This window comes from Pontimicrobium sp. MEBiC06410, from assembly GCF_053601615.1.
The window spans coordinates 423637-443648 of record NZ_JBSHNT010000162.1; the positions used below are offsets into that span (position 1 = coordinate 423637).

General features: G+C 31.1%; 18 protein-coding genes. 11 read left to right on the forward strand and 7 right to left on the reverse strand.

Annotated features, from left to right (window positions below; translation table 11 throughout):
• Positions 1 to 3 precede the first annotated feature (3 nt).
• The gene (gene dprA / locus ACVC08_RS17725) at positions 4 to 1107 is read left to right on the forward strand and encodes a DNA-processing protein DprA (protein ID WP_452603052.1); all 1104 of its coding nucleotides are present in this window, start codon (positions 4 to 6) and stop codon (positions 1105 to 1107) included.
• 14 nt (positions 1108 to 1121) lie between these two features.
• Here dprA and ACVC08_RS17730 read toward each other — a convergent pair whose 3' ends face one another.
• A complete protein-coding gene (locus ACVC08_RS17730) occupies positions 1122 to 1367 on the reverse strand; it encodes a helix-turn-helix domain-containing protein (RefSeq protein WP_452603053.1) in 246 nt (81 codons plus the stop codon).
• A gap of 239 nt (positions 1368 to 1606) precedes the next feature.
• Between ACVC08_RS17730 and ACVC08_RS17735 the strand changes: the two genes are divergently transcribed.
• Together ACVC08_RS17735 and ACVC08_RS17740 are read left to right on the forward strand one after the other, a co-directional pair.
• Positions 1607 to 3076, forward strand: coding sequence for a hypothetical protein (locus ACVC08_RS17735; RefSeq protein WP_452603054.1), 1470 nt, complete (start codon positions 1607 to 1609; stop codon positions 3074 to 3076).
• A 10-nt stretch (positions 3077 to 3086) separates the two neighbouring features.
• A complete protein-coding gene (locus ACVC08_RS17740; protein WP_452603055.1) occupies positions 3087 to 3653 on the forward strand; it encodes a hypothetical protein in 567 nt (188 codons plus the stop codon).
• Between the two features lie 71 nt (positions 3654 to 3724).
• On the opposite strand, the gene trpS is transcribed toward ACVC08_RS17740, so the two are convergent.
• Positions 3725 to 4693, reverse strand: coding sequence for a tryptophan--tRNA ligase (trpS, locus tag ACVC08_RS17745; RefSeq protein ID WP_452603056.1), 969 nt, complete (start codon positions 4691 to 4693; stop codon positions 3725 to 3727).
• A gap of 158 nt (positions 4694 to 4851) precedes the next feature.
• Between trpS and ACVC08_RS17750 the strand changes: the two genes are divergently transcribed.
• Entirely contained in the window at positions 4852 to 5598 is a 747-nt protein-coding gene (locus ACVC08_RS17750) for a lysophospholipid acyltransferase family protein (protein WP_452603057.1), read from the forward strand.
• A gap of 86 nt (positions 5599 to 5684) precedes the next feature.
• On the opposite strand, the gene ACVC08_RS17755 is transcribed toward ACVC08_RS17750, so the two are convergent.
• The 4 genes from ACVC08_RS17755 to recA form a co-directional block, all read right to left on the reverse strand.
• On the reverse strand, positions 5685 to 7361 hold the full coding sequence (locus ACVC08_RS17755) for a hypothetical protein (protein ID WP_452603058.1): 1677 nt from the start codon (positions 7359 to 7361) through the stop codon (positions 5685 to 5687).
• Positions 7361 to 7909, reverse strand: coding sequence for an RNA polymerase sigma factor (locus tag ACVC08_RS17760; protein ID WP_452598123.1), 549 nt, complete (start codon positions 7907 to 7909; stop codon positions 7361 to 7363). Before ACVC08_RS17760 ends, ACVC08_RS17755 begins: the two co-directional genes overlap by 1 nt.
• Positions 7910 to 7938: 29 nt before the next feature.
• Complete coding sequence (locus ACVC08_RS17765) at positions 7939 to 8352, reverse strand: hypothetical protein (protein WP_452598124.1); 414 nt, start codon at positions 8350 to 8352, stop codon at positions 7939 to 7941.
• Between the two features lie 108 nt (positions 8353 to 8460).
• Positions 8461 to 9465: a recombinase RecA gene (gene recA, locus ACVC08_RS17770; protein ID WP_452603078.1), complete on the reverse strand. Its 1005-nt coding sequence runs from the start codon at positions 9463 to 9465 to the stop codon at positions 8461 to 8463.
• 471 nt (positions 9466 to 9936) lie between these two features.
• Here recA and trhO point away from each other — a divergent pair, with 471 nt between their 5' ends.
• From trhO to ACVC08_RS17805, 7 genes are all read left to right on the forward strand, one after another.
• Positions 9937 to 11004 carry an oxygen-dependent tRNA uridine(34) hydroxylase TrhO gene (gene trhO / locus ACVC08_RS17775; protein ID WP_452598125.1) on the forward strand — a complete coding sequence of 356 codons (1068 nt, stop codon included), beginning with the start codon at positions 9937 to 9939 and terminating at the stop codon, positions 11002 to 11004.
• Positions 11005 to 11264: 260 nt separating this feature from the next.
• Positions 11265 to 12470, forward strand: a complete 1206-nt coding sequence (locus ACVC08_RS17780; protein ID WP_452603059.1) for a PSP1 domain-containing protein — start codon at positions 11265 to 11267, stop codon at positions 12468 to 12470.
• On the forward strand, positions 12436 to 12951 hold the full coding sequence (locus tag ACVC08_RS17785; RefSeq protein ID WP_452598127.1) for a gliding motility lipoprotein GldH: 516 nt from the start codon (positions 12436 to 12438) through the stop codon (positions 12949 to 12951). Before ACVC08_RS17780 ends, ACVC08_RS17785 begins: the two co-directional genes overlap by 35 nt.
• A 45-nt stretch (positions 12952 to 12996) precedes the next feature.
• Positions 12997 to 15336 (forward strand): penicillin-binding protein 1A, encoded by a 2340-nt coding sequence (locus ACVC08_RS17790; protein WP_452603060.1) that lies wholly within the window; start codon positions 12997 to 12999, stop codon positions 15334 to 15336.
• A 77-nt stretch (positions 15337 to 15413) separates the two neighbouring features.
• The gene (locus ACVC08_RS17795; RefSeq protein ID WP_452598129.1) at positions 15414 to 16115 is read left to right on the forward strand and encodes a CoA transferase subunit A; all 702 of its coding nucleotides are present in this window, start codon (positions 15414 to 15416) and stop codon (positions 16113 to 16115) included.
• A 191-nt stretch (positions 16116 to 16306) separates the two neighbouring features.
• A complete protein-coding gene (locus ACVC08_RS17800; RefSeq protein WP_452603061.1) occupies positions 16307 to 16963 on the forward strand; it encodes a CoA transferase subunit B in 657 nt (218 codons plus the stop codon).
• A 4-nt stretch (positions 16964 to 16967) separates the two neighbouring features.
• Positions 16968 to 17855, forward strand: coding sequence for an alpha/beta hydrolase (locus ACVC08_RS17805; RefSeq protein WP_452603062.1), 888 nt, complete (start codon positions 16968 to 16970; stop codon positions 17853 to 17855).
• Between the two features lie 367 nt (positions 17856 to 18222).
• Here the strand turns inward: ACVC08_RS17805 and ACVC08_RS17810 are convergent, their stop codons facing one another.
• The gene (locus ACVC08_RS17810; RefSeq protein ID WP_452603063.1) at positions 18223 to 19896 is read right to left on the reverse strand and encodes an ABC transporter ATP-binding protein; all 1674 of its coding nucleotides are present in this window, start codon (positions 19894 to 19896) and stop codon (positions 18223 to 18225) included.
• Between the last annotated feature and the right edge of the window lie 116 nt (positions 19897 to 20012).

Here is a 20012-nt window from a genome sequence, read left to right on the forward strand (position 1 = left end):
TTAATGACCGATAACGACCTAATTTACATTTTAGCATTACAAAATGTTCCAGGTATTGGAGATACAACTGCAAAGAAATTAATAAATCATTGCGGGTCTGCAGAAGCCGTTTTTAAAGAAAAAAAGGGAAATCTTTTAAAAATTGATGGTATAGGAAGTGTTACCATTGGAGATTTATTTAGTAAAAATTATTTTGAAAAAGCGCAAAATGAATTAAAGTTTATTAAATCTGAAAATATAAAATGCCATTACTTTACTTCTAAAAGTTACCCTGAAAGATTAAAGCACTGTATAGATAGCCCTATTTTATTATTTGAAGCAGGAAATATTAATTTAAATAAAAAACATATAATAAGCATTGTTGGAACACGTAAAATTACCACTAGTGGTATAGCATTCTGTGAAAAGTTAGTTGAAGAATTGTCTATATACAACCCAATAATAGTCTCAGGCTTTGCTTATGGTACAGATATAACAGCGCACAAAGCTGCTATTAAAAACAATTTGCAGACTGTAGGATGTTTGGCTCATGGCTTAAATCAAATCTATCCTAAAGTACATAAAAAGTATATGGTAGAAGTAGAACGTAATGGTGGCTTTTTTACAGATTTTTGGAGTACAGATGCTTTCGATAGGAATAATTTTTTAAAACGAAATCGCATCATTGCAGGTATTAGTGAAGCAACAATTGTAATAGAATCTGCAGAAAAAGGCGGTAGTTTAGTAACAGCCGACATTGCTAACTCATACAACAGAGATGTGTTTGCTGTTCCTGGCCGAACAACAGATTCTCAAAGTATAGGTTGTAATAATTTAATTAAACAACAAAAAGCACATTTATTATCAACCCCTTTAGATGTACCATATTTATTAAACTGGCAGTTAGAAGATTTAAAACAACCAATAATACAGAAGCAATTATTTGTAGAGTTAGAAGATAATGAAAAAGTAGTATATAATTACCTTAAAAATAATGAAAAACAAATGCTAGATATTATAGCATTACACTGTAATATACCCATTTATAAACTTGCAGGCTTGTTGCTAAACATGGAGTTGAAAGGTGTAGTAAGGCCTTTACCAGGGAAATTGTTTGAGGTTGTTTAATGAAATAATAACTACTATTCTACATCGTCAATCTCTGAAAAATCAAACAAAGTAGTAAAATTGACTTTTAGACCTCTTGAGATTTTTCTTAATGTCTTTATTGTTGGATTAGTTCTACCTTTTTCAATTCTTTGTAAGGCATTTTCCTCCATTTCACATTTAATAGCTAGATCAAGTTGCGTTAATTCAAATTTAAGACGAAGGTTTCTTATTTGTTTTCCAATCTTGATAATAAATTCCTTGTCAGAAGTGCTACTCATTATATAATATGTATCTATATAATTTCAAATTAGAGTATTTATAAAACTTAAAAGCCAACATATATGTTGGCTTTTTAATAATATTTTCTATATTTGTATGTAATGACTTTAAAATGAATTTTTTAAAGTTTAAAAAACCAAAGAAGATTAGTTTTGTATTTAACAATAAAACCACTTTTATCATTGTTATGTACATAACCAAATAGTTATTAATATTAATTTTTTAATCCTTATAACCAATGAGAAAAAAACAATTCAAGCATTTTTTGAAAATAGTAATACTGTTATTCAGTATTTCATTACTAGTAACAAATTGTCAAAAAGATGATGACTTAAATATTGTTCAGGAAGAACATTTAAAAAGCAAAAATAAGTTTAAAGTTTCTACAATAGGAAAATCTAAGATTGATGCTAACAAAGAACTTCTCCTAAGACTAGACAAACTTTCAGAAAGTATCAAAGAAAAAAGTAATACTCAGAATAAAACAATTTATTCAAATGACTATGATTTTTACATTGATACAGATTTTGCTACATATATAGAAAATACGGATTCTAATTATCATTCTTATACTTTTCCTATTGAACGTAGTGAAGAGACTGATTTACTTGAAAATCTAGTATTATCTTTTCAAGAAGATGGAACGTATAAGGCTATGATAGTTACATATGATATTACTAATCAAGAAAAATTAAATTTAATAAATAGAGCTAGTTTAGATTTAGCTAATAAAGTATCTTCTTATCTAATTGATGATAGAACATTAGTAAGTGATATTTTTGACAAAGAATTAGCCCAAGGTGATTGTGTGGGGATTTTAATGTGTCCTTATGGAGATGACCATCCAGCAACCCAAGTATGTATTAATGAGGATCGAGGGGATTTGTATTTAGATGATTCCATGTGTACCGAGGATGAAATGAATAACGATAATAGTGATGGAGGAGGTTCTAGTGGAACAGGAACAATTCCAAGTGGGGGAGATATAGGGAATCCTACAGGAACCAGTAATGGAGGAGCTTATAATACAAACGTAAATCCTGATGCTACTATACCTGTATTATCTATTAAAGATAAGATAGAGCTTTGTTTGGGGCAAATAAATGAAAGTGGAGGGAGTAACGGTTTTACGCCAGGAATGTTAGATGGAATTGACAAGATAAAGCTTGGGCAAATTAATGGTTTTTTAGAAAATAGTAATTGTGACGAAGAGACTCAAGAATTTGCTTTAAACGTTATACAGGTGTTAATGGCTAACCCTGATGCGAACCCTCTTTTAGGGGCAGATTGCAGAAGTTTTGAGTATGCTCAACCACCAGGTGCTTTACAAAAAGGCTGTGCGGTAATAAATTTTAACCATACTTTTTATACAGCTGGAATTAGACCTAATGGGAGTCCTTATTATGGAGATATTGATATTCCTGTAAATATTATATATTTTACAATGCCACCTTGGATGACCAATGGACAAGCAGCTAATGCAACGGCAATAGCAGTCACAAATGCAATTAAAGAAGCCGATGTCTATTTTTTCGATAACCCAGATGTTTCGCAATATGAACTAGCAGATGTTTTTAGAGATGCTATAAGTGCTCATCTATCACTTGTTGGAGGTGCGTTTAGTACAACACAAGAACCTTTTCCTATACCTAGCTCAGCGCCCTATATTACGAGTATTCTAGGATTAAGTAATCCTTTTGATTGTTAATATTTTATATATGATTAAATTAGTCTTATTTTTAGCTTTAAACATGAATAACCAATCTATGAATTATATTGAGTTTGAAAAATTACTAGGGCAACATACTTTGGTTGTAGAAAAAGCTATTGGGAGCGATTTTGACAATACGCTTTATGGTGAAGATTCTTATTTTATTAAAGACGAACATGTCATTAAGGATTTTTATGGTATGTCATATAATTTTATTTCTGTAGTAAAAACAGAAAATGATACTCTACATTCTATTACAATTCATTTTAGAGATGTAATTAATCGTCAGTTTTTTGATACGTTTAATGAAAAATATGGAGAGCCAGATAACATACAAATAATTGAAAATAGGAAAGTAATAAGTAGAAGTACAGGAAAAGAGAAAGATATTTTTCATCAAAAACTAACAAAAAGTACTTTTGATTTAAGAGAAGGTACATTTGAAGAAAAACCTTTGTTCATAATATGGAAAAAAGAAAACTATCATATAAGAGCTTTTTTAAGACACAAGCAAAACATAAGTGAAATAAGGTTTGGTTACCCAGAAAAGTTACCTATGGTTAAAAATAACTAAGAATTTTATTACAAAAAACAAAGCCTCTAAATTTAAAATAGAGGCTTTATTTTTTGTATGAGTTATACTTTTTAATACCCTACTTTTGCTCTAACACGTTTTAAAACATCATTAGCAACTACAGTAGCCTTTTCAGCACCTTTAGCTAAAGCATCGTCAATAGCATTAAGATTATTCATATAATAATCATAACGCTCACGCTGTGTTTCAAAAGTTTTTAAAATAAGCTCAAATAGGGCTTGTTTCGCATGACCATAACCATAATTACCATTTTCGTAATTGGCTTTCATAGCATTTATTTCTTCTTCCGAAGCTAATAATTTATATATAGCAAAACAATTACATGTTTTCCAATCTTTAGGGTCTTCTAACGGAGTACTATCTGTTTCAATACTCATTATTTGTTTACGTAGTTTCTTTTCAGGTAAAAATATATTAATAATATTACCTTTACTTTTACTCATTTTAGCACCATCAGTACCAGGAATTAACATTGTTTCTTCTTGTATTTTGGCTTCAGGTAAAACAAATGTTTCACCAAGTTTAGCATGAAAACGAGTAGCAACATCTCTTGTCATTTCTATATGTTGCTTCTGGTCTTTACCTACTGGAATAATTTCTGCATCATATAATAAAATATCTGCTGCCATTAACATAGGGTAAGTAAATAAACCACCATTAACATCATCCAATCTATCTGCTTTATCTTTAAAACTATGTGCTAGCTCTAAACGTTTAAAGGGGAAGAAGCAATTTAAATACCAAGATAATTCGGTTACTTGTGGGACATCGCTTTGTCTGTAAAATACAGTTTTGTCTATGTCTAAACCAAAAGCTAACCATGTAGCAGCAGTAGAGTAGGTATTATTTCTTAACGTGTTGCCATCTTTTATTTGGGTTAAAGAATGCATGTCTGCAATAAATAAATAAGAATCGTTTTCCTTATCTCTAGACATTTTTATAGCAGGCATTAATGCGCCTAAAATATTTCCTAAGTGTGGAGTCCCTGTACTTTGTATTCCTGTAAGTATTCTTGCCATATTAATTTCCCGAACAAGTGGGAATCTTTTTTATGTGTACAAAGTGTTTTGCTTTGTACGTTATTTCTATTAAATTTCTTTTGTTGAAAAACAAAGGTAATTTTTTTAAGTAAAAGGAAAACGAATTACTTCAAATCAATTGTTTATTTTTGGCACTTATGATTGTATTTAAATACATTTTTTGGTTAGTATACCGCATTTGGTTTTATATTGTTGTTGCGATACCAATAATAATTTTATTTCCATTGCTTGTTGTTTCTATTTTAAAAGAATCTTGGTACCCATATTTTTTTAAGTTAGCGCGTATTTGGGCTCGTTTTATATTAATAGGAATGGGTTTTAAAACCAAAATAGAAAGAGAACAGACTACAGATATTAATAAGAGTTATATGTTTACAGCTAACCATACCTCTATGACGGATATTATGTTAATGTTAGTAGCTGTAAAAAATCCTTTTGTGTTTGTAGGTAAGGCAGAGTTAGCAAAAATTCCATTATTAGGATTCTTTTATAAACGAACCTCTATACTAGTAGACAGAAGTAGTGCAAAAAGTAGGCAAGCTGTTTTTTTAAGAGCACAAAAACGTTTAAAACAAGGTTTAAGCATTTGTATTTTTCCTGAAGGGATGGTGCCAGAAGAAAATGTAGATTTGGCTGAGTTTAAAGATGGTGCCTTTCGTTTAGCAATTAACCACCAAATACCGATAGTTCCATTAACATTTGCAGATAATAAAAAACGTTTTTCATATACTTTTTTTAGTGGAGGCCCTGGAATAATGCGTGTTAAAATGCATCGCTTTATAGATACTAAGGGGTTAGCAGTCGAGGATACAAAAGCATTAAATAAAAAAACAAGAACAGTTATTTTAAATCAACTTAAAGATTACGGAATAGTAAAAAAGTAAAAAGCTACTCTTGGCACTGAGCAGCTTTTTAACCTCATTGTTTTCTCGTCAAGCGAGAAGGGTATTTAGTTTAACCAACTAAAAAATTAAAACCTGTAGCTAAAGCCAGTATAGACTCCTATAATGTAAGGTTTAAAATCTCCTGAAACCTCACTGTATGCATTAATTTGATATTTAAATGTTGGTTCTAAGTTAAACTTAAAAGCATCATTAAATTTATAATCTATGCCTATACCTAAATTTGTACTAAAGCTTATATTATTTATATTATTGGCTTTTCCAATAAGTGTTTTTCTGTTATCAACTTCTGTAACGACTTCATTACCATTTAAAATAAAAGTACTAAGCCCTCCAATAATATTTACACCAAAACGTTTATTAACCAAAGCGTATTCCAACTCTACAGGAACTTCTATATAGTTAATACGTTGGCTTAAAGCAGCATTTAGTTGGTCATTTGCAATACCACTTATTTGCTGTATTCCAAGATTGTCTGTGCTTAAAACAGATAATGTTTCTCCTTGATTATTAGGTATAAAATCTATATTTCTTAAAGGGTTATGCCCAGGTGTGTTAGTTACTGTTTCATATACAATAACATTAGCAGTGTCATAACTTAAATTAAGTTTGCTAACTCCAGAACGTAGTTTTAACCTATTATTAAAAGCATAACCAACGTGTATACCGTAACTAGTATTTAACTCTCCATTTTTAGGATTGTCTATAAATTGATCATGAATGTGAGAGCCTTTGCCAAGAGTGTTGTAGTATACAGGCGCAATGTTTGCATTAACAGTCCACCTGTCTACTTCTTCTTTTTCTTTTTCATTAATATTTTGATTCTTGGCAATGGCCTCTTCTATAGCATTAGATTTTGTATAATCTAATGCCACAGCAATGTTCTCTTTTTCTTTTTCATTAAGAGAGTTAACTAATGCTATTGCAGTAGCATCAGTTGTTGTATTTATATCGTTTTTAGTATAATTATTTGAATTTGTTGTTACTGAATCGTATTGATTGGTTTCATTAGAACTGGAAACTTGAGATGAGTTTTTAACAGAATTAGCATAATTATTATTGTAAACAGTATTATTATTCGTTTTCTGTGAGGTGTTTTTTAAACTATTGTTGTCACCATTTGTTTTATTAAAAGTAGTATTAACTATACCTTCTAGTGTTGTAGTACTATTATTTAACTTATTAAATCCTGTTTTGTCATTAGAATTATTGTTTGTAGTGTTGGCTACAGCTTCGTTGATGTTAGTAGTAGATTTTTTTGAATTGTAAGGATTACTAGTATTTGTTTTCTGTGAGGTAACAGTTGCATTATTGCTCGAATTAGAACTGTTTTGTTTTTTAGTAGTGTTATTTACAACACCTTCATTTTTAGATGAGAATAAAGAATTTTCTTCAGGGTTTTCAGCAGTATTATTTGAATTTACTAAATTATTATTTGCTTTATTACTATCTAACTCTTTCTTCTGAGCATCGATATTAGTGTTTTCTTTTTTATCATTTATATTAACAACTGGCGGGGACGTCGAGTCATTATTACCTGTAAAAATGCTTCCAATAGAGATAAATAATAATAAAATAGCAGCAATACTTGCAACTTTAGCCCATAGAGGCATTGCTTTTTTATGTTTCGGGGTAGGCTGTTCAAGTTGATTTTGAATGTTTTCCCAAACTTTCGCGCTAGGTTGGGCTTCAAAATCCTTAAACTTTTCTTGGAAAAGCCTATCTATGTGTTTTTTATCACTCATTATAATGATTGGGACTGTAATCCTTTTTTATATTCTAATATTTTATTCTTTAAAATCTGTCTAGCTCTAGCTAGGTTAGATTTAGAGGTTCCGGTGCTTATTTTTAGTAATTCTGAAATATCACTATGCGAGTAACCATCCATAACGTAAAGGTTAAAAACTAGTCTGTATCTATCGGGTAAGCCTTGGATAATCTCTAATAAAAAATCCAAAGATACATCATCATCGTCATCATCTATATCTACAGTTTCATCTTCTATAGCATCTTCATTAACTATTTCAAAAACACCTTTACTTCTGTAACGTTGTAAAGCTGTATTTATGGTTATTCGTTTTAACCAACCTTCAAAAGAACCTTTATTTTTATATTGTTCTATCTTTTTAAAGATAGTAATAAACGCATCTTGTAAATTATCTTCTGCTTCTGCATAGTTTTTTGAATACTTTAGGCAAATAGAAAACAGTTTACCCGAAAAGAGTGTGTATAGTTCGCTTTGTGCCTTAGTATCATTAATTTTACAATTATATATGAGTTGTTCTAAACTCAATTGATTATGTGTTAGTTAAAATTCAATTTTTAATTTACAGGTACTTCAACCGTTAAATAAACATCTTCTCCTCCTTCATCTTTTCCTTTCCAGAATTTAAATATGTAAGATCCAGGAGTTGTAGCTTCAAAATCGAAAGTGGCTCCCAATTCTGTATTTGTTAATACAGTACAATTTCCATTACTATTAAAAACGGTACTTATTACAGCAATAGTTCTTTCATTATCTTGCTTTAAATAATATATGTCATTAAAAGCATGACAAGTTGTAGGTCTTAAGTATGTAATCGAAATTTCATAAGTTTCACCTAGTGTAAACTCTTCTGGCATATCTATATTTTCTATAGGTAATAACTCTTGAGTATCTGCCGATGATGAATCTTCAGAAAGACTACAAGAGAAAACCGTAGCTACCATAATAAGGCAAATAATTATTTTTTTCATTGTCATTTCTGTTAACTAAAACGTATCTTATTTTATACTTAGATGCGCAAATAGTTAAATGGTTGCGTATAAAAATAAAAAAATCCCGAATTTTTCGGGATTTAATTTTTATTGAGCCTCTTTAATGGCTTCTTTTATTTTTTCTTCCAGTTCTTCAAAAAGTTCTGGATTGTCTTTTATTATTGCTTTTACAGCATCTCTACCTTGCCCTAGTTTGGTTTCTCCATAACTAAACCAAGAACCACTTTTTTTAACGATACCTTTATCTACAGCAACATCTAAAATCTCACCAACTTTACTAACACCTTCTCCGTACATAATATCAAATTCAGCTAATTTAAAAGGTGGAGCTACTTTGTTTTTAACAACCTTAACTCTAGTTTTATTACCCATAACTTCACCATCTGTTCCTTTTATTTGGGTAGATCGTCTAATATCTAAACGTACAGAGGCATAAAATTTTAGAGCATTACCACCAGTTGTTGTTTCAGGATTTCCAAACATTACACCAATTTTTTCACGTAATTGGTTAATAAAAATAACAGTACAATTCGTTTTACTTATAGAAGCCGTTAATTTTCTTAAAGCTTGAGACATTAAACGTGCATGTAATCCCATTTTTGAGTCTCCCATTTCTCCTTCTATTTCACTTTTAGGAGTTAAGGCGGCAACAGAATCTACAACTACAATATCAATAGCTCCAGAACGAATTAAATTATCTGCAATTTCTAATGCTTGTTCACCATTATCTGGCTGAGATATTATTAAATTATCAATGTCTACACCTAATTTTTCGGCATAAAAACGATCAAAAGCATGCTCGGCATCAATAAATGCAGCAATACCTCCTGCTTTTTGTGCTTCTGCAATAGCATGTAGCGTTAAAGTTGTTTTACCAGAAGATTCAGGACCATATATTTCTATAACTCGCCCTCTTGGATAACCTCCAACACCTAAAGCAATATCTAACCCTAAAGACCCAGTAGGGATAGCATCAACATCAACGATTGCTGCATCGCTCATTTTCATTACTGTTCCTTTTCCGTATGCCTTATCTAATTTATCTAAAGTAAGTTTTAGTGCTTTTAATTTTGCTTCTTTTTCACTGCTCATTTTTCTAGTTTTATTGGTAATATTTGTGCTAAAATACCAATTCTTTTTAGGTATTACAATTTTATGACGCAACCTTTTTATACTTTCTGCATCTACTAAATAAAGCGGGAAATAATTAGCTGTGAAAAAGAAAAATTTACTCCGTTTTTTAAATGAATTATCTTTAATTTTAAGTGTTAAAGACATGGTATATTTAAAAAAAACATTAACATTGAACACATTAGGTGTTCCAGTTGCTGTCTTTGTGAATAGTAGCTGTAAAGCCGATGGAGGTTAGCTCGTTTTATTTTTTTGTGAAAGAAAAAATTAATAACGAGTTAGTCTATTAAAAGTCCTTTTTAAAGAAAAAGGACTTTTTTTATGCCTTGTTTTTTAAGTTAATTACCTGTAATAAAGTTATAGCCTTGTTTAATTAAGATTAAATAGTACTTTTGCAAAAAATAATCTTTTAACTTTAAAAATTAGTATAGCATGCAACTGTACAATAAACTAAGTGCCAAAGAAAGAGCAGAATTAATTGAAAGCGCAGGAAAAGAACGTTTAACGCTTTCATTTTATCAATATGCTAAAATTGGCAATCCACAATTATTACGAGACCATTTATTTATTACCTGGGATGCATTAGACGTTTTAGGACGTATTTACATTGCAACCGAAGGTATAAATGCACAATTATCGCTACCAGCAGATAATTTTAATGCATTTAAAACGCATTTAGATACCATAGACTTTCTAAAAGACATTAGATTAAACATTGCTGTAGAGCAAGACAATATGTCGTTTTTAAAATTGAAAGTTAAAGTGCGTAATAAAATTGTAGCAGATGGATTAAATGATGATACTTTCGATGTTACCAATAAAGGAATACACGTAAATGCAGATGTCTTTAATGATTTAATTGAAGATGAAAATACTGTTTTAGTAGATATGCGTAACCATTACGAAAGTGAAATAGGCCATTTTAAAAATGCAGTAAAACCAGATGTAGATACGTTTAGAGAATCGTTGGACATTATTGAAGACGATTTAAAAGCACATAAAGAAGATAAAAACTTAGTGATGTATTGTACCGGAGGTATTCGTTGTGAAAAAGCGAGTGCATACTTTAAACATAAAGGCTTTAAAAATGTTTACCAATTAGAAGGAGGTATAATAGAATACACGAGACAAGTTAAAGCAGAAGCATTAGAGAATAAATTTATAGGAAAAAACTTTGTGTTCGACGATCGTAGAGCAGAAAAAATTAGTGATGATGTTATTGCAAACTGCCACCAATGTGGTAATCCTTGCGATACACATGTAAACTGTGCTAACGAAGCCTGCCATTTGTTGTTTATACAATGCGAATCGTGTAAAGCAGAAATGGATAATTGTTGCTCAACAAACTGTAAAGAAATTATAGCATTACCTTACGAAGAACAAAAAGCATTGAGAAAAGGACAAGGTAACAGTAACGATATCTTTAAAAAAGGAAGAGCAGACCATTTGCCCTATAAAAAAGATTTAAGAAATATTTTTGAAACCTTAAAAAAAGAATAAATTACAATAAAATATTAATGTAAAACAAGCAGTGTTTACACAAATAAAAACCCGAAGTGATGCTTCGGGTTTTTTATATTTTCAAGTCTTTAGAATAATCTTATCTTTACAATCAAAAGTTATACATCTATACACAATGTATTTTAATATGTACTAACTTTAAAACTAAATCATATTTGTCATGCTTTTTTAAGTCATGTACAATTAATAATAACCATCTTCTGGTACGTACGGTACTCAGAATCAATATATAAAATTATATGGCTTGTAAAAGTTGCTCAACTAAAGACGGGAGCCCAAAAGGATGTAAAAACAATGGAACCTGTGGTACCGATAGTTGTAATAAATTAACAGTTTTCGATTGGTTATCGAATATGTCTGTTCCAAATGGAGAAAAACCGTTCGACTTTGTTGAGGTTCGTTTTAAAAACGGAAGAAAAAATTACTACAAAAACACAGAAAACCTATCACTTTCTATAGGAGATATTGTAGCTACTCAAGCACAATCTGGACATGATATAGGTATGGTAACCTTATCTGGAGAGTTGGTTCGTGTACAAATGAAACGTAAAAAAATAAGCCAGAAACCAGAAGATATTTTAAAAATATACCGAAAGGCATCACAGAAAGACATTGATATTTGGTCTAAAGCAAGAGATAGAGAAGAACCAATGAAGGTAAGAGCTCGTCAATTTGCTATAGATTTAAAATTACAGATGAAAATTTCTGATATTGAATTTCAAGGCGATGCAAGTAAAGCCACATTTTATTATACCGCAGAAGACCGTGTAGATTTTCGTGAGTTAATAAAAGTATTTGCAAAAGAATTTAGAACGCGAATAGAAATGAAACAAGTTGGCTTTAGGCAAGAAGCAGCCAGACTTGGAGGTATAGGATCTTGTGGAAGAGAATTATGTTGCTCTACTTGGTTAACCGATTTTAGGTCTGTGAGTACATCTGCTGCCAGATACCAACAATTATCATTAAACCCGCAAAAACTAGCAGGGCAATGTGGTAAACTAAAATGCTGCTTAAACTACGAGTTAGACTCTTATTTAGATGCTTTAAAAGCATTTCCTAAAACAGATGTAAAATTATACACTCAAAAAGGAACAGCAGTATGCCAAAAAACAGATATTTTCCGTGGACATATGTGGTATGCCTACGAAGGGGAATGGATGAATTGGCACAAGATTACAACCGAACAAGCTAGAGAAATTATCGAGTTAAATAAGAAAAAAGAGAAAATTGCTAGCTTAGAAGAATACGCATCAGATTTAATAGAAGATACTAAAGTAGAGTTCGAAAACGTTGTTGGACAAGACAGTTTAACACGATTCGATAATCCAAAAGGCAATAAAAAACGTAAAAACAATAAGAGTCGTAATAATCGCAACAGGAATAAAAGAAAACCCCAAAACAAAACAAACAATGCTAAAAACAGTTCTAAAAAAACTACAAAATAAAATAGTATTAAGTAGTGTTCTATTAGGAGTTTGTTTCCTTTCATGCGATTCAAATAGCATTTTCGATGAATATAAAACAGTACCCAACGTATGGAATAAAAACGATGTGGTAAGCTTTAATATTCAAGTTCCCGATACAACAAGTGCACATAATCTTTTTGTAAACGTTAGGAATACTAAAGACTATAAATACAGTAACCTCTTTTTAATTGTTGAAATGGATTTTCCACACGGTAAAATCATTAAAGATACATTAGAATATAAAATGGCAGACCCTAATGGGAAGTTATTAGGAACAGGCATAAGTAGTGTAAAAGAAAATAAACTTTGGTATAAAGAAGGTGTAGTATTTAATGAATCTGGAGAATACACTGTTAAAATACAGCATGCCATGAGAAAAAATGGAGAAGTAAATGGTATAGAAGATTTAGAAGGGGTAACAGATATAGGGTTTAGAATAGAAACACTAACCCAAAACTAAGTGTTACTATAAACACTTACATAATTATTTAAATTTAAGTAATAAATGGCAAAAGCAAAGCAAGCAAAAGAAAATCAAGGCTTCGAAAAATACATTCGTTGGTTTTGGGTGTTGTTTTTAGCAGGAGTACTATTTGTGGTATTATTATTTTCATTAGCATCTTGGGGTGCTTTTGGAGAGATGCCAGATCACACCGTTTTAGAGAATCCAAAAACCAACTTAGCATCCGAGATAATATCTAATGACGGCAAAACATTAGGAAAAATATATTTCAAGGACAATAGAACACCCGTTAGTTACGATGAGTTACCAAAGCATTTAGTAGATGCATTAGTTGCAACCGAAGATGCCAGGTTCTACGAACATTCTGGAGTAGATGCCAGAGGAACGTTAAGAGCCGCAGTATTTTTAGGTAAAAAAGGAGGAGCTAGTACAATTTCTCAGCAATTAGCAAAACAACTATTTCACGGGGAAAGAGCAAGAGGATGGAGACGATATACCCAGAAATTTAAAGAATGGATTATAGCTATTCGTTTAGAACGCCAATATACCAAAGAAGAAATTATAGCGCAGTACTTCAATATTTACGATTTTAATAATAATGCAGATGGAATACGTTCAGCAGCAAGAATTTATTTTGGAAAAGAACCAAAACAATTAAGCTTAAAAGAATCGGCTATGTTAGTAGGAATGTTTAAAAATTCCACACTATATAACCCAAGACCTCACAGGAATCCAATAGGAACAAAAAACAGGAGAAATGTAGTATTAGCACAAATGGCTAAATATGGATATATAGAAAATACCGTTAAAGACTCATTAAAAAAAACAGATTTAGATTTAAGGTATACGCCAGAATCTCATAACGAAGGCCCTGCACCTCACTTTAGGAGTTATTTAGACAAAGAGATGAGAAAATGGATAGCAGATAATCCAAAACCAGATGGCACTAAATATAATTTGTACAGTGATGGTTTAAAGATTTTCACAACAATAGACTCACGTATGCAAAAATATGCAGAAGAAGCAGTAACAAAGCATATGGCTAGACTACAAGCAGAGTTTTTTCATCAGAATACACCAAAAAAAAATCCTACAGCACCATTTGTAGACTTATCTAAAGCAGAGATAGATAATTTAATGCGAACATCTATGTCAAGAGGAGAACGATGGAGAGTAATGAAAGAAGCAGGGAAATCTAAAAAAGAAATAATAGCATCTTTTGATGTCCCTACAAAAATGACAATTTTTAAATGGATAAAAGGTAAGCCAAGTGAAGTAGATACTATTATGAAACCAATAGACTCTATGCGTTATTATAAATCGTTATTACACCCAGGAATGATGAGCATGGACCCACATACAGGCCATGTAAAAGCATGGGTTGGAGGTAATGACCATAAATATTTTAAATACGATCATGTAAAACAAGGAAAACGTCAAGTAGGATCTACCTTTAAACCATTTGTTTATGCCACAGCAATAGACCAGTTACATATGTCTCCTTGCGATAAACAACCACTATCTCAAATAACAATAGAAGCAAATAAGTTTGGAAACCCAGAGCCATGGACACCTAAGAACTCAGATGGAAAATATGGAGGAGAGAAAACATTAAAAGATGCTTTAGCAAACTCGGTAAATACTGTAACAGCCCGTTTAATGAATAAAGTTGGGCCTCAACCAGTAGCTAAATTAGCTCATAATTTAGGAGTTACTTCAGACATTCCAGAAGTCCCATCTATAGCATTAGGAACACCAGATATTAGTATCTATGAAATGGTTGGTGCATACTCTGCCTTTGCAAATAAAGGAGTCTATACAAAACCAGTAATGATAGAAAGAATTGAAGATAAAAATGGAACAGTATTATACCAATTTACACCAGAAACTAAAGACGTTTTAAGTGCAGAATCTGCATATGTTACTGTAAAACTAATGCAAGGTGTAGTAGAATCCGGATCAGGATCTAGATTACGTCACACATGGGCAGGAAAAACAGATGTTTATAAAGATATAATAACAGGATACCCATATAAGCTAACAAACCCTATAGCAGGAAAAACAGGAACAACACAAAACCAAAGTGATGGTTGGTTTATGGGAATGGTACCTAATTTAGTTACAGGCGTATGGGTTGGTGCAGAAGATAGAGCAGCACATTTTAAATCTATAACCTATGGTCAAGGCGCCTCTATGGCATTACCAATTTGGGGAATGTATATGCGTAGCTGTTATGATGATAAAACATTAAACATCTCTAAAAAAGACTTTGAAGCACCAAAAGATTTGTCTATAGAAGTAGACTGTAGTAAGTATAAGCCAGAAGGCGCTCCTGTAGATAATGGAATGCCAGATAAAATAGAAGATGATTTAGAACTTTAAAAAAATATTTAAAAGCCATTCGTTACAGAATGGCTTTTTTATTTCTTAATTTTAAGCCTCAATAAATTTTTGAATAAATGATTAGCAAAAAAGTAAACTCGGTTAAAGAAGCAACTGAAGGTATTGCAGATAACATGACCTTTATGCTTGGAGGCTTTGGACTGTCTGGAATTCCAGAAAACGCAATAGCAGCATTAGTAAAAAGTGGTGTAAAAGGATTAACCTGTATCTCTAACAATGCAGGAGTCGATGATTTTGGTTTAGGATTATTATTGCATCAACGTCAAATAAAAAAAATGATATCATCATACGTAGGAGAAAACGATGAATTTGAAAGGCAGATGCTGTCTGGAGAGCTAGATGTAGAACTAATACCACAAGGAACCCTTGCAGAACGATGTAGAGCAGCTCAAGCAGGATTTCCAGCATTTTATACGCCAGCAGGTTATGGAACAGAAGTAGCAGAGGGAAAAGAGACAAGAGAATTTAATGGTAAAATGTATGTTTTAGAGCAAGCCTTTAATGCCGATTTTGGTTTCGTAAAAGCATGGAAAGGAGATGAAGCAGGAAACTTAATTTTTAAAGGAACAGCCAGAAACTTTAACCCTAACATGTGTGGAGCTGCAAAAATAACAGTTGCTGAGGTAGAAGAATTAGTACCAGTTGGAACATTAGATCCTAACCAAATACACATACCAGGTATATTTGTGCAACGCATATTTCAAGGAGAAAAATACGAAAAGAGAATAGAGCAAAGAACCGTTAGAAAAAGAGAATAAAAAAACAATTTGATGATTAAATAATTTGAAAAAGAGTAACGATAAGGATAATTTAATAGTAAAATTAACATTCGAATTATCACTTGAAATGATTTCTACAATTGAAATCTGTAGTACTTATTATTTCTAAAATTATTTCAACGAGTAAAAAGAGGTTAATCATCAAATTATAACATTATTAAATTAATATTATGTTAGATAAAACAGGAATAGCAAAACGCATAGCAAAAGAAGTACAAGACGGTTATTATGTGAATTTAGGAATTGGAATACCAACTCTAGTAGCTAATTATGTTAGAGAAGATATAGAAGTCGAATTCCAAAGTGAAAATGGAGTTTTAGGAATGGGCCCTTTTCCATTTGAAGGAGAAGAAGATGCAGATGTAATAAATGCAGGAAAACAAACCATAACAACTTTGCCTGGAGCAAGTTTTTTTGACTCAGCAACCAGTTTCTCTATGATTAGAGGTCAGCATGTAGATTTAACTATTTTAGGAGCAATGGAAGTTGCAGAAAATGGAGATATAGCCAATTGGAAAATTCCAGGAAAAATGGTTAAAGGCATGGGAGGTGCTATGGATTTAGTAGCAAGTGCAGAAAATATTATTGTAGCTATGATGCATACCAATAAAAGAGGAGAATCTAAACTGCTTAAAAAATGCTCATTACCGTTAACAGGAGTAGGATGTGTAAAAAAAATAGTAACAAATTTAGCCGTTTTAGAAGTTACAAAACAAGGTTTTAAATTATTAGAAAGAGCTCCAGGAGTTTCTGTAGAAGAGATAATAAAAGCAACAGAAGGAACGCTTATTGTAGAAGGAGATATCCCAGAAATGAATCTTGAATAAGTAAGTGAAAAAAAAGTACAAAATAGCAGGTGTTGTTATACTACTAATTATAGTAACATTAGCATTTGTAATAAATAATGTGTTGCCGTATGCACTTTTACAACCAAAAAGAATAACCACACCCAATTATCTAGAAATAGAAAAACAAGACTACACAAAGTTAAGTCTTTTAACAAAAGATAGTATTGCTCTTAAAGGTTACCATGTAAAATCTAATAAAGATACAATCTATGGCTCTGTAATATTAGTACATGGTATAGGAGGGTGCAAAGAGCATTTTACAAAATTAGCAATAGATTTAGCTAACAGAGGATACGATAGTTGGCTTTTCGATAATAGAGCACATGGAGAAAGTGGAGGGCTATATTCTACTTATGGATATTATGAAAAAACAGATATTTCGCTTATTGTAGATGAAATAAAAAAGAAACAGCCTGACACTAAATTAGGTATATGGGGAAACTCATTAGGAGGAGCTATTGCATTACAAGCAATAGAAAGAGATAAAAGAATAACATTTGGAATTATCGAAAGTACATTTACAGACTTAAGGCAAATCGTTTACGACTATCAAAAACGATTTTCCTATGGAGTTGGTTTAGAATGGATTTGTAACATAACACTTGAAAAAGCTAGTGAAATTGCAGCATTTAATCCAGAAAAAGTAAAACCCATAGAATCTGTTAAAAATATATCTTGCCCAATTTTAATAGCCCATGGTAATGCAGATAATAATATAAAGTTTAAGTACGGAAAACAATTATATGCAAATTTAGCATCAAAAGACAGAGTATTTGTTACAGTAGAAAATGCAGATCATTATAACATATACGATATAGGTGGGCAAGAATACAGTAATAAACTATTTAAATTTTTAAAGCGACAAACCTAATAAATTCTGCAAAGAATCATAAGAATTGATAGTATATAAACACTTTAAATGTTAAAATTTAACGCATTTCGTCTAAAAATAATGCTTTTAAACAGAAATTTTAAAAACAAATGTATATTTGTAACCCCAAACCTATCAAAATTAATAAACCCAAATGTATCATAATTTAACCATTATGTTATGTTAACCCAAGTTTACTAAATAGATAATAACAACCCTAAATCTATCATAATTTAACCTACTTATGAATATTACAGCTAATTTACCAGAGATTCAAGAAACTAAGATAAATAAGCTGTATTATGGATTTAAAAACACAGTAGTTTTTATTAAGAATATAATTCATATCACTAAAAAAGTATTCATGCTATAACCCTTTTGGGATAGCGTCAATAAGTTTTTTAGTATATTCTTTTTTAGGAGAATTATAAATAACATCGGCATCATCTAATTCTTCAACTTTCCCTTTATTCATTACCAATAATTGGTCCGACATGTATTTTACAACAGCCAAATCGTGTGAAATAAAAATATAAGTAAAGCCAAAATTTTCCTTCAATTCATTTAATAAGTTTAATACTTGAGCTTGTACAGAAATATCTAAAGCAGAAACAGACTCATCGCAAACAATAAGTTTAGGATTTAAAGCAATAGTTCTTGCAATACCAATACGTTGACGTTGTCCTCCAGAAAATTCATGAGGATAACGATTAAAATAGGCCTCAGACAAACCAACACGTTCCAAAATATGTATAGCTTTAGCTCTACATTCAGCATCAGTAGCATATAATTTATGAACCTTCATGGGTTCTATAATAGCATTGCCAATTGTTATCCGTGGATTTAAGGAAGAATACGGATCTTGGAAAATGATTTGAATATCTTTCCTTAGCGTTTTAAGTTGAGAGCCACTTAGTTTTGTAATATCTATACCATTAAATAAAATCTGTCCAGCAGTAGCCTTATCTAATTGTAAAATAGCATTTCCTAAAGTCGATTTTCCGCAACCAGATTCTCCAACCAAACCTAGTGTTTCGCCTTCATATACTTTAAAACTAACATCGTTAACAGCTTTAAAAGATTCAGGTTTAGAAAACCAACCAGATCTAGAAATATATTCCTTCTCTACATTCTTAACCTCTAATAAAGGAGTTTTATTATATATTTTTTCATGTTGAAGTTTTCGCATGGTTTTAGTAACAATACTATTAGAAACATTGTCATTTAAAATAGCATCAATAGTAGGCAATGTCTTTAATCTAACATCTAAAGAAGGCCTAGATTTTATTAAAGCTTTGGTATAATCATGCTCAGGTGAATTAAAAATTGCTAATACATTATTTTGCTCAACAATAGTTCCTTTATACATTACCAATACACGATCAGCAATTTGAGATATTAAAGCCAAATCATGAGTAATGAAAATAATACTCATATTAGTTTCCTCTTGTAACTCTTTTAAAAGAGAAATAATCTCTTTTTGTACAGTAACATCTAATGCAGTTGTGGGTTCGTCTGCTATAAGAATTTGAGGTTTGCATGCTATAGCCATAGCGATCATAACACGCTGTTTCTGTCCGCCAGAAATTTCATGAGGGTATGAAGAGTAAACCCGATTTGGTTCAGGTAACTTAACTTTTTCAAGTAATGATAATGTCTCTGCTTTTACTTCTTTTTTAGATAAAGAAGTATGTTGAAAAAGAATTTCTTCAACTTGTTTACCACAAGTCATAGAAGGATTTAAAGAACTCATAGGTTCCTGGAAAATCATAGCAATTTTTTTGCCTCTTATAAGTCGAAACTTATTTAAAGGAAGCTGTGTTAAATCTTTATTTTCAAAAATAATAGAGCCAGATGTTATTTTAGAGATTTTTCTAGGAAGCAAACCCAAAACGGCTAAAGATGATACCGATTTACCAGAACCAGATTCTCCAACAATACCTAAAATTTCATTTCTATTCAAATCATAAGAAATAGAATGAATAATTTTAGTTTCTTTTTTGTTAGAAAAAAAAGAGATTGATAGATCTTTAATAGACATTATTTTTTGTTCCATCATATAAATGTAAGAATAAAATTACTAGGCATTACGGTAAATCCCGTAAATTTAATAAAACGATTACGTTACTGTATTTAATAACTTAAAATTAAAAATTG

Excerpts from the sequence above, each read along its gene's own strand:
- dprA (WP_452603052.1), top strand. The coding sequence starts at position 4 with ATGACCGATAACGACCTAATTTACATTTTAGCATTACAAAATGTTCCA.
- ACVC08_RS17730 (WP_452603053.1), bottom strand. The coding sequence starts at position 1,367 with ATGAGTAGCACTTCTGACAAGGAATTTATTATCAAGATTGGAAAACAA.
- ACVC08_RS17735 (WP_452603054.1), top strand. The coding sequence starts at position 1,607 with ATGAGAAAAAAACAATTCAAGCATTTTTTGAAAATAGTAATACTGTTA.
- ACVC08_RS17740 (WP_452603055.1), top strand. The coding sequence starts at position 3,087 with ATGATTAAATTAGTCTTATTTTTAGCTTTAAACATGAATAACCAATCT.
- trpS (WP_452603056.1), bottom strand. The coding sequence starts at position 4,693 with ATGGCAAGAATACTTACAGGAATACAAAGTACAGGGACTCCACACTTA.
- ACVC08_RS17750 (WP_452603057.1), top strand. The coding sequence starts at position 4,852 with ATGATTGTATTTAAATACATTTTTTGGTTAGTATACCGCATTTGGTTT.
- ACVC08_RS17755 (WP_452603058.1), bottom strand. The coding sequence starts at position 7,361 with ATGAGTGATAAAAAACACATAGATAGGCTTTTCCAAGAAAAGTTTAAG.
- ACVC08_RS17765 (WP_452598124.1), bottom strand. The coding sequence starts at position 8,352 with ATGAAAAAAATAATTATTTGCCTTATTATGGTAGCTACGGTTTTCTCT.
- recA (WP_452603078.1), bottom strand. The coding sequence starts at position 9,465 with ATGAGCAGTGAAAAAGAAGCAAAATTAAAAGCACTAAAACTTACTTTA.
- trhO (WP_452598125.1), top strand. The coding sequence starts at position 9,937 with ATGCAACTGTACAATAAACTAAGTGCCAAAGAAAGAGCAGAATTAATT.
- ACVC08_RS17780 (WP_452603059.1), top strand. The coding sequence starts at position 11,265 with ATGGCTTGTAAAAGTTGCTCAACTAAAGACGGGAGCCCAAAAGGATGT.
- ACVC08_RS17785 (WP_452598127.1), top strand. The coding sequence starts at position 12,436 with ATGCTAAAAACAGTTCTAAAAAAACTACAAAATAAAATAGTATTAAGT.
- ACVC08_RS17790 (WP_452603060.1), top strand. The coding sequence starts at position 12,997 with ATGGCAAAAGCAAAGCAAGCAAAAGAAAATCAAGGCTTCGAAAAATAC.
- ACVC08_RS17795 (WP_452598129.1), top strand. The coding sequence starts at position 15,414 with ATGATTAGCAAAAAAGTAAACTCGGTTAAAGAAGCAACTGAAGGTATT.
- ACVC08_RS17800 (WP_452603061.1), top strand. The coding sequence starts at position 16,307 with ATGTTAGATAAAACAGGAATAGCAAAACGCATAGCAAAAGAAGTACAA.
- ACVC08_RS17810 (WP_452603063.1), bottom strand. The coding sequence starts at position 19,896 with ATGTCTATTAAAGATCTATCAATCTCTTTTTTTTCTAACAAAAAAGAA.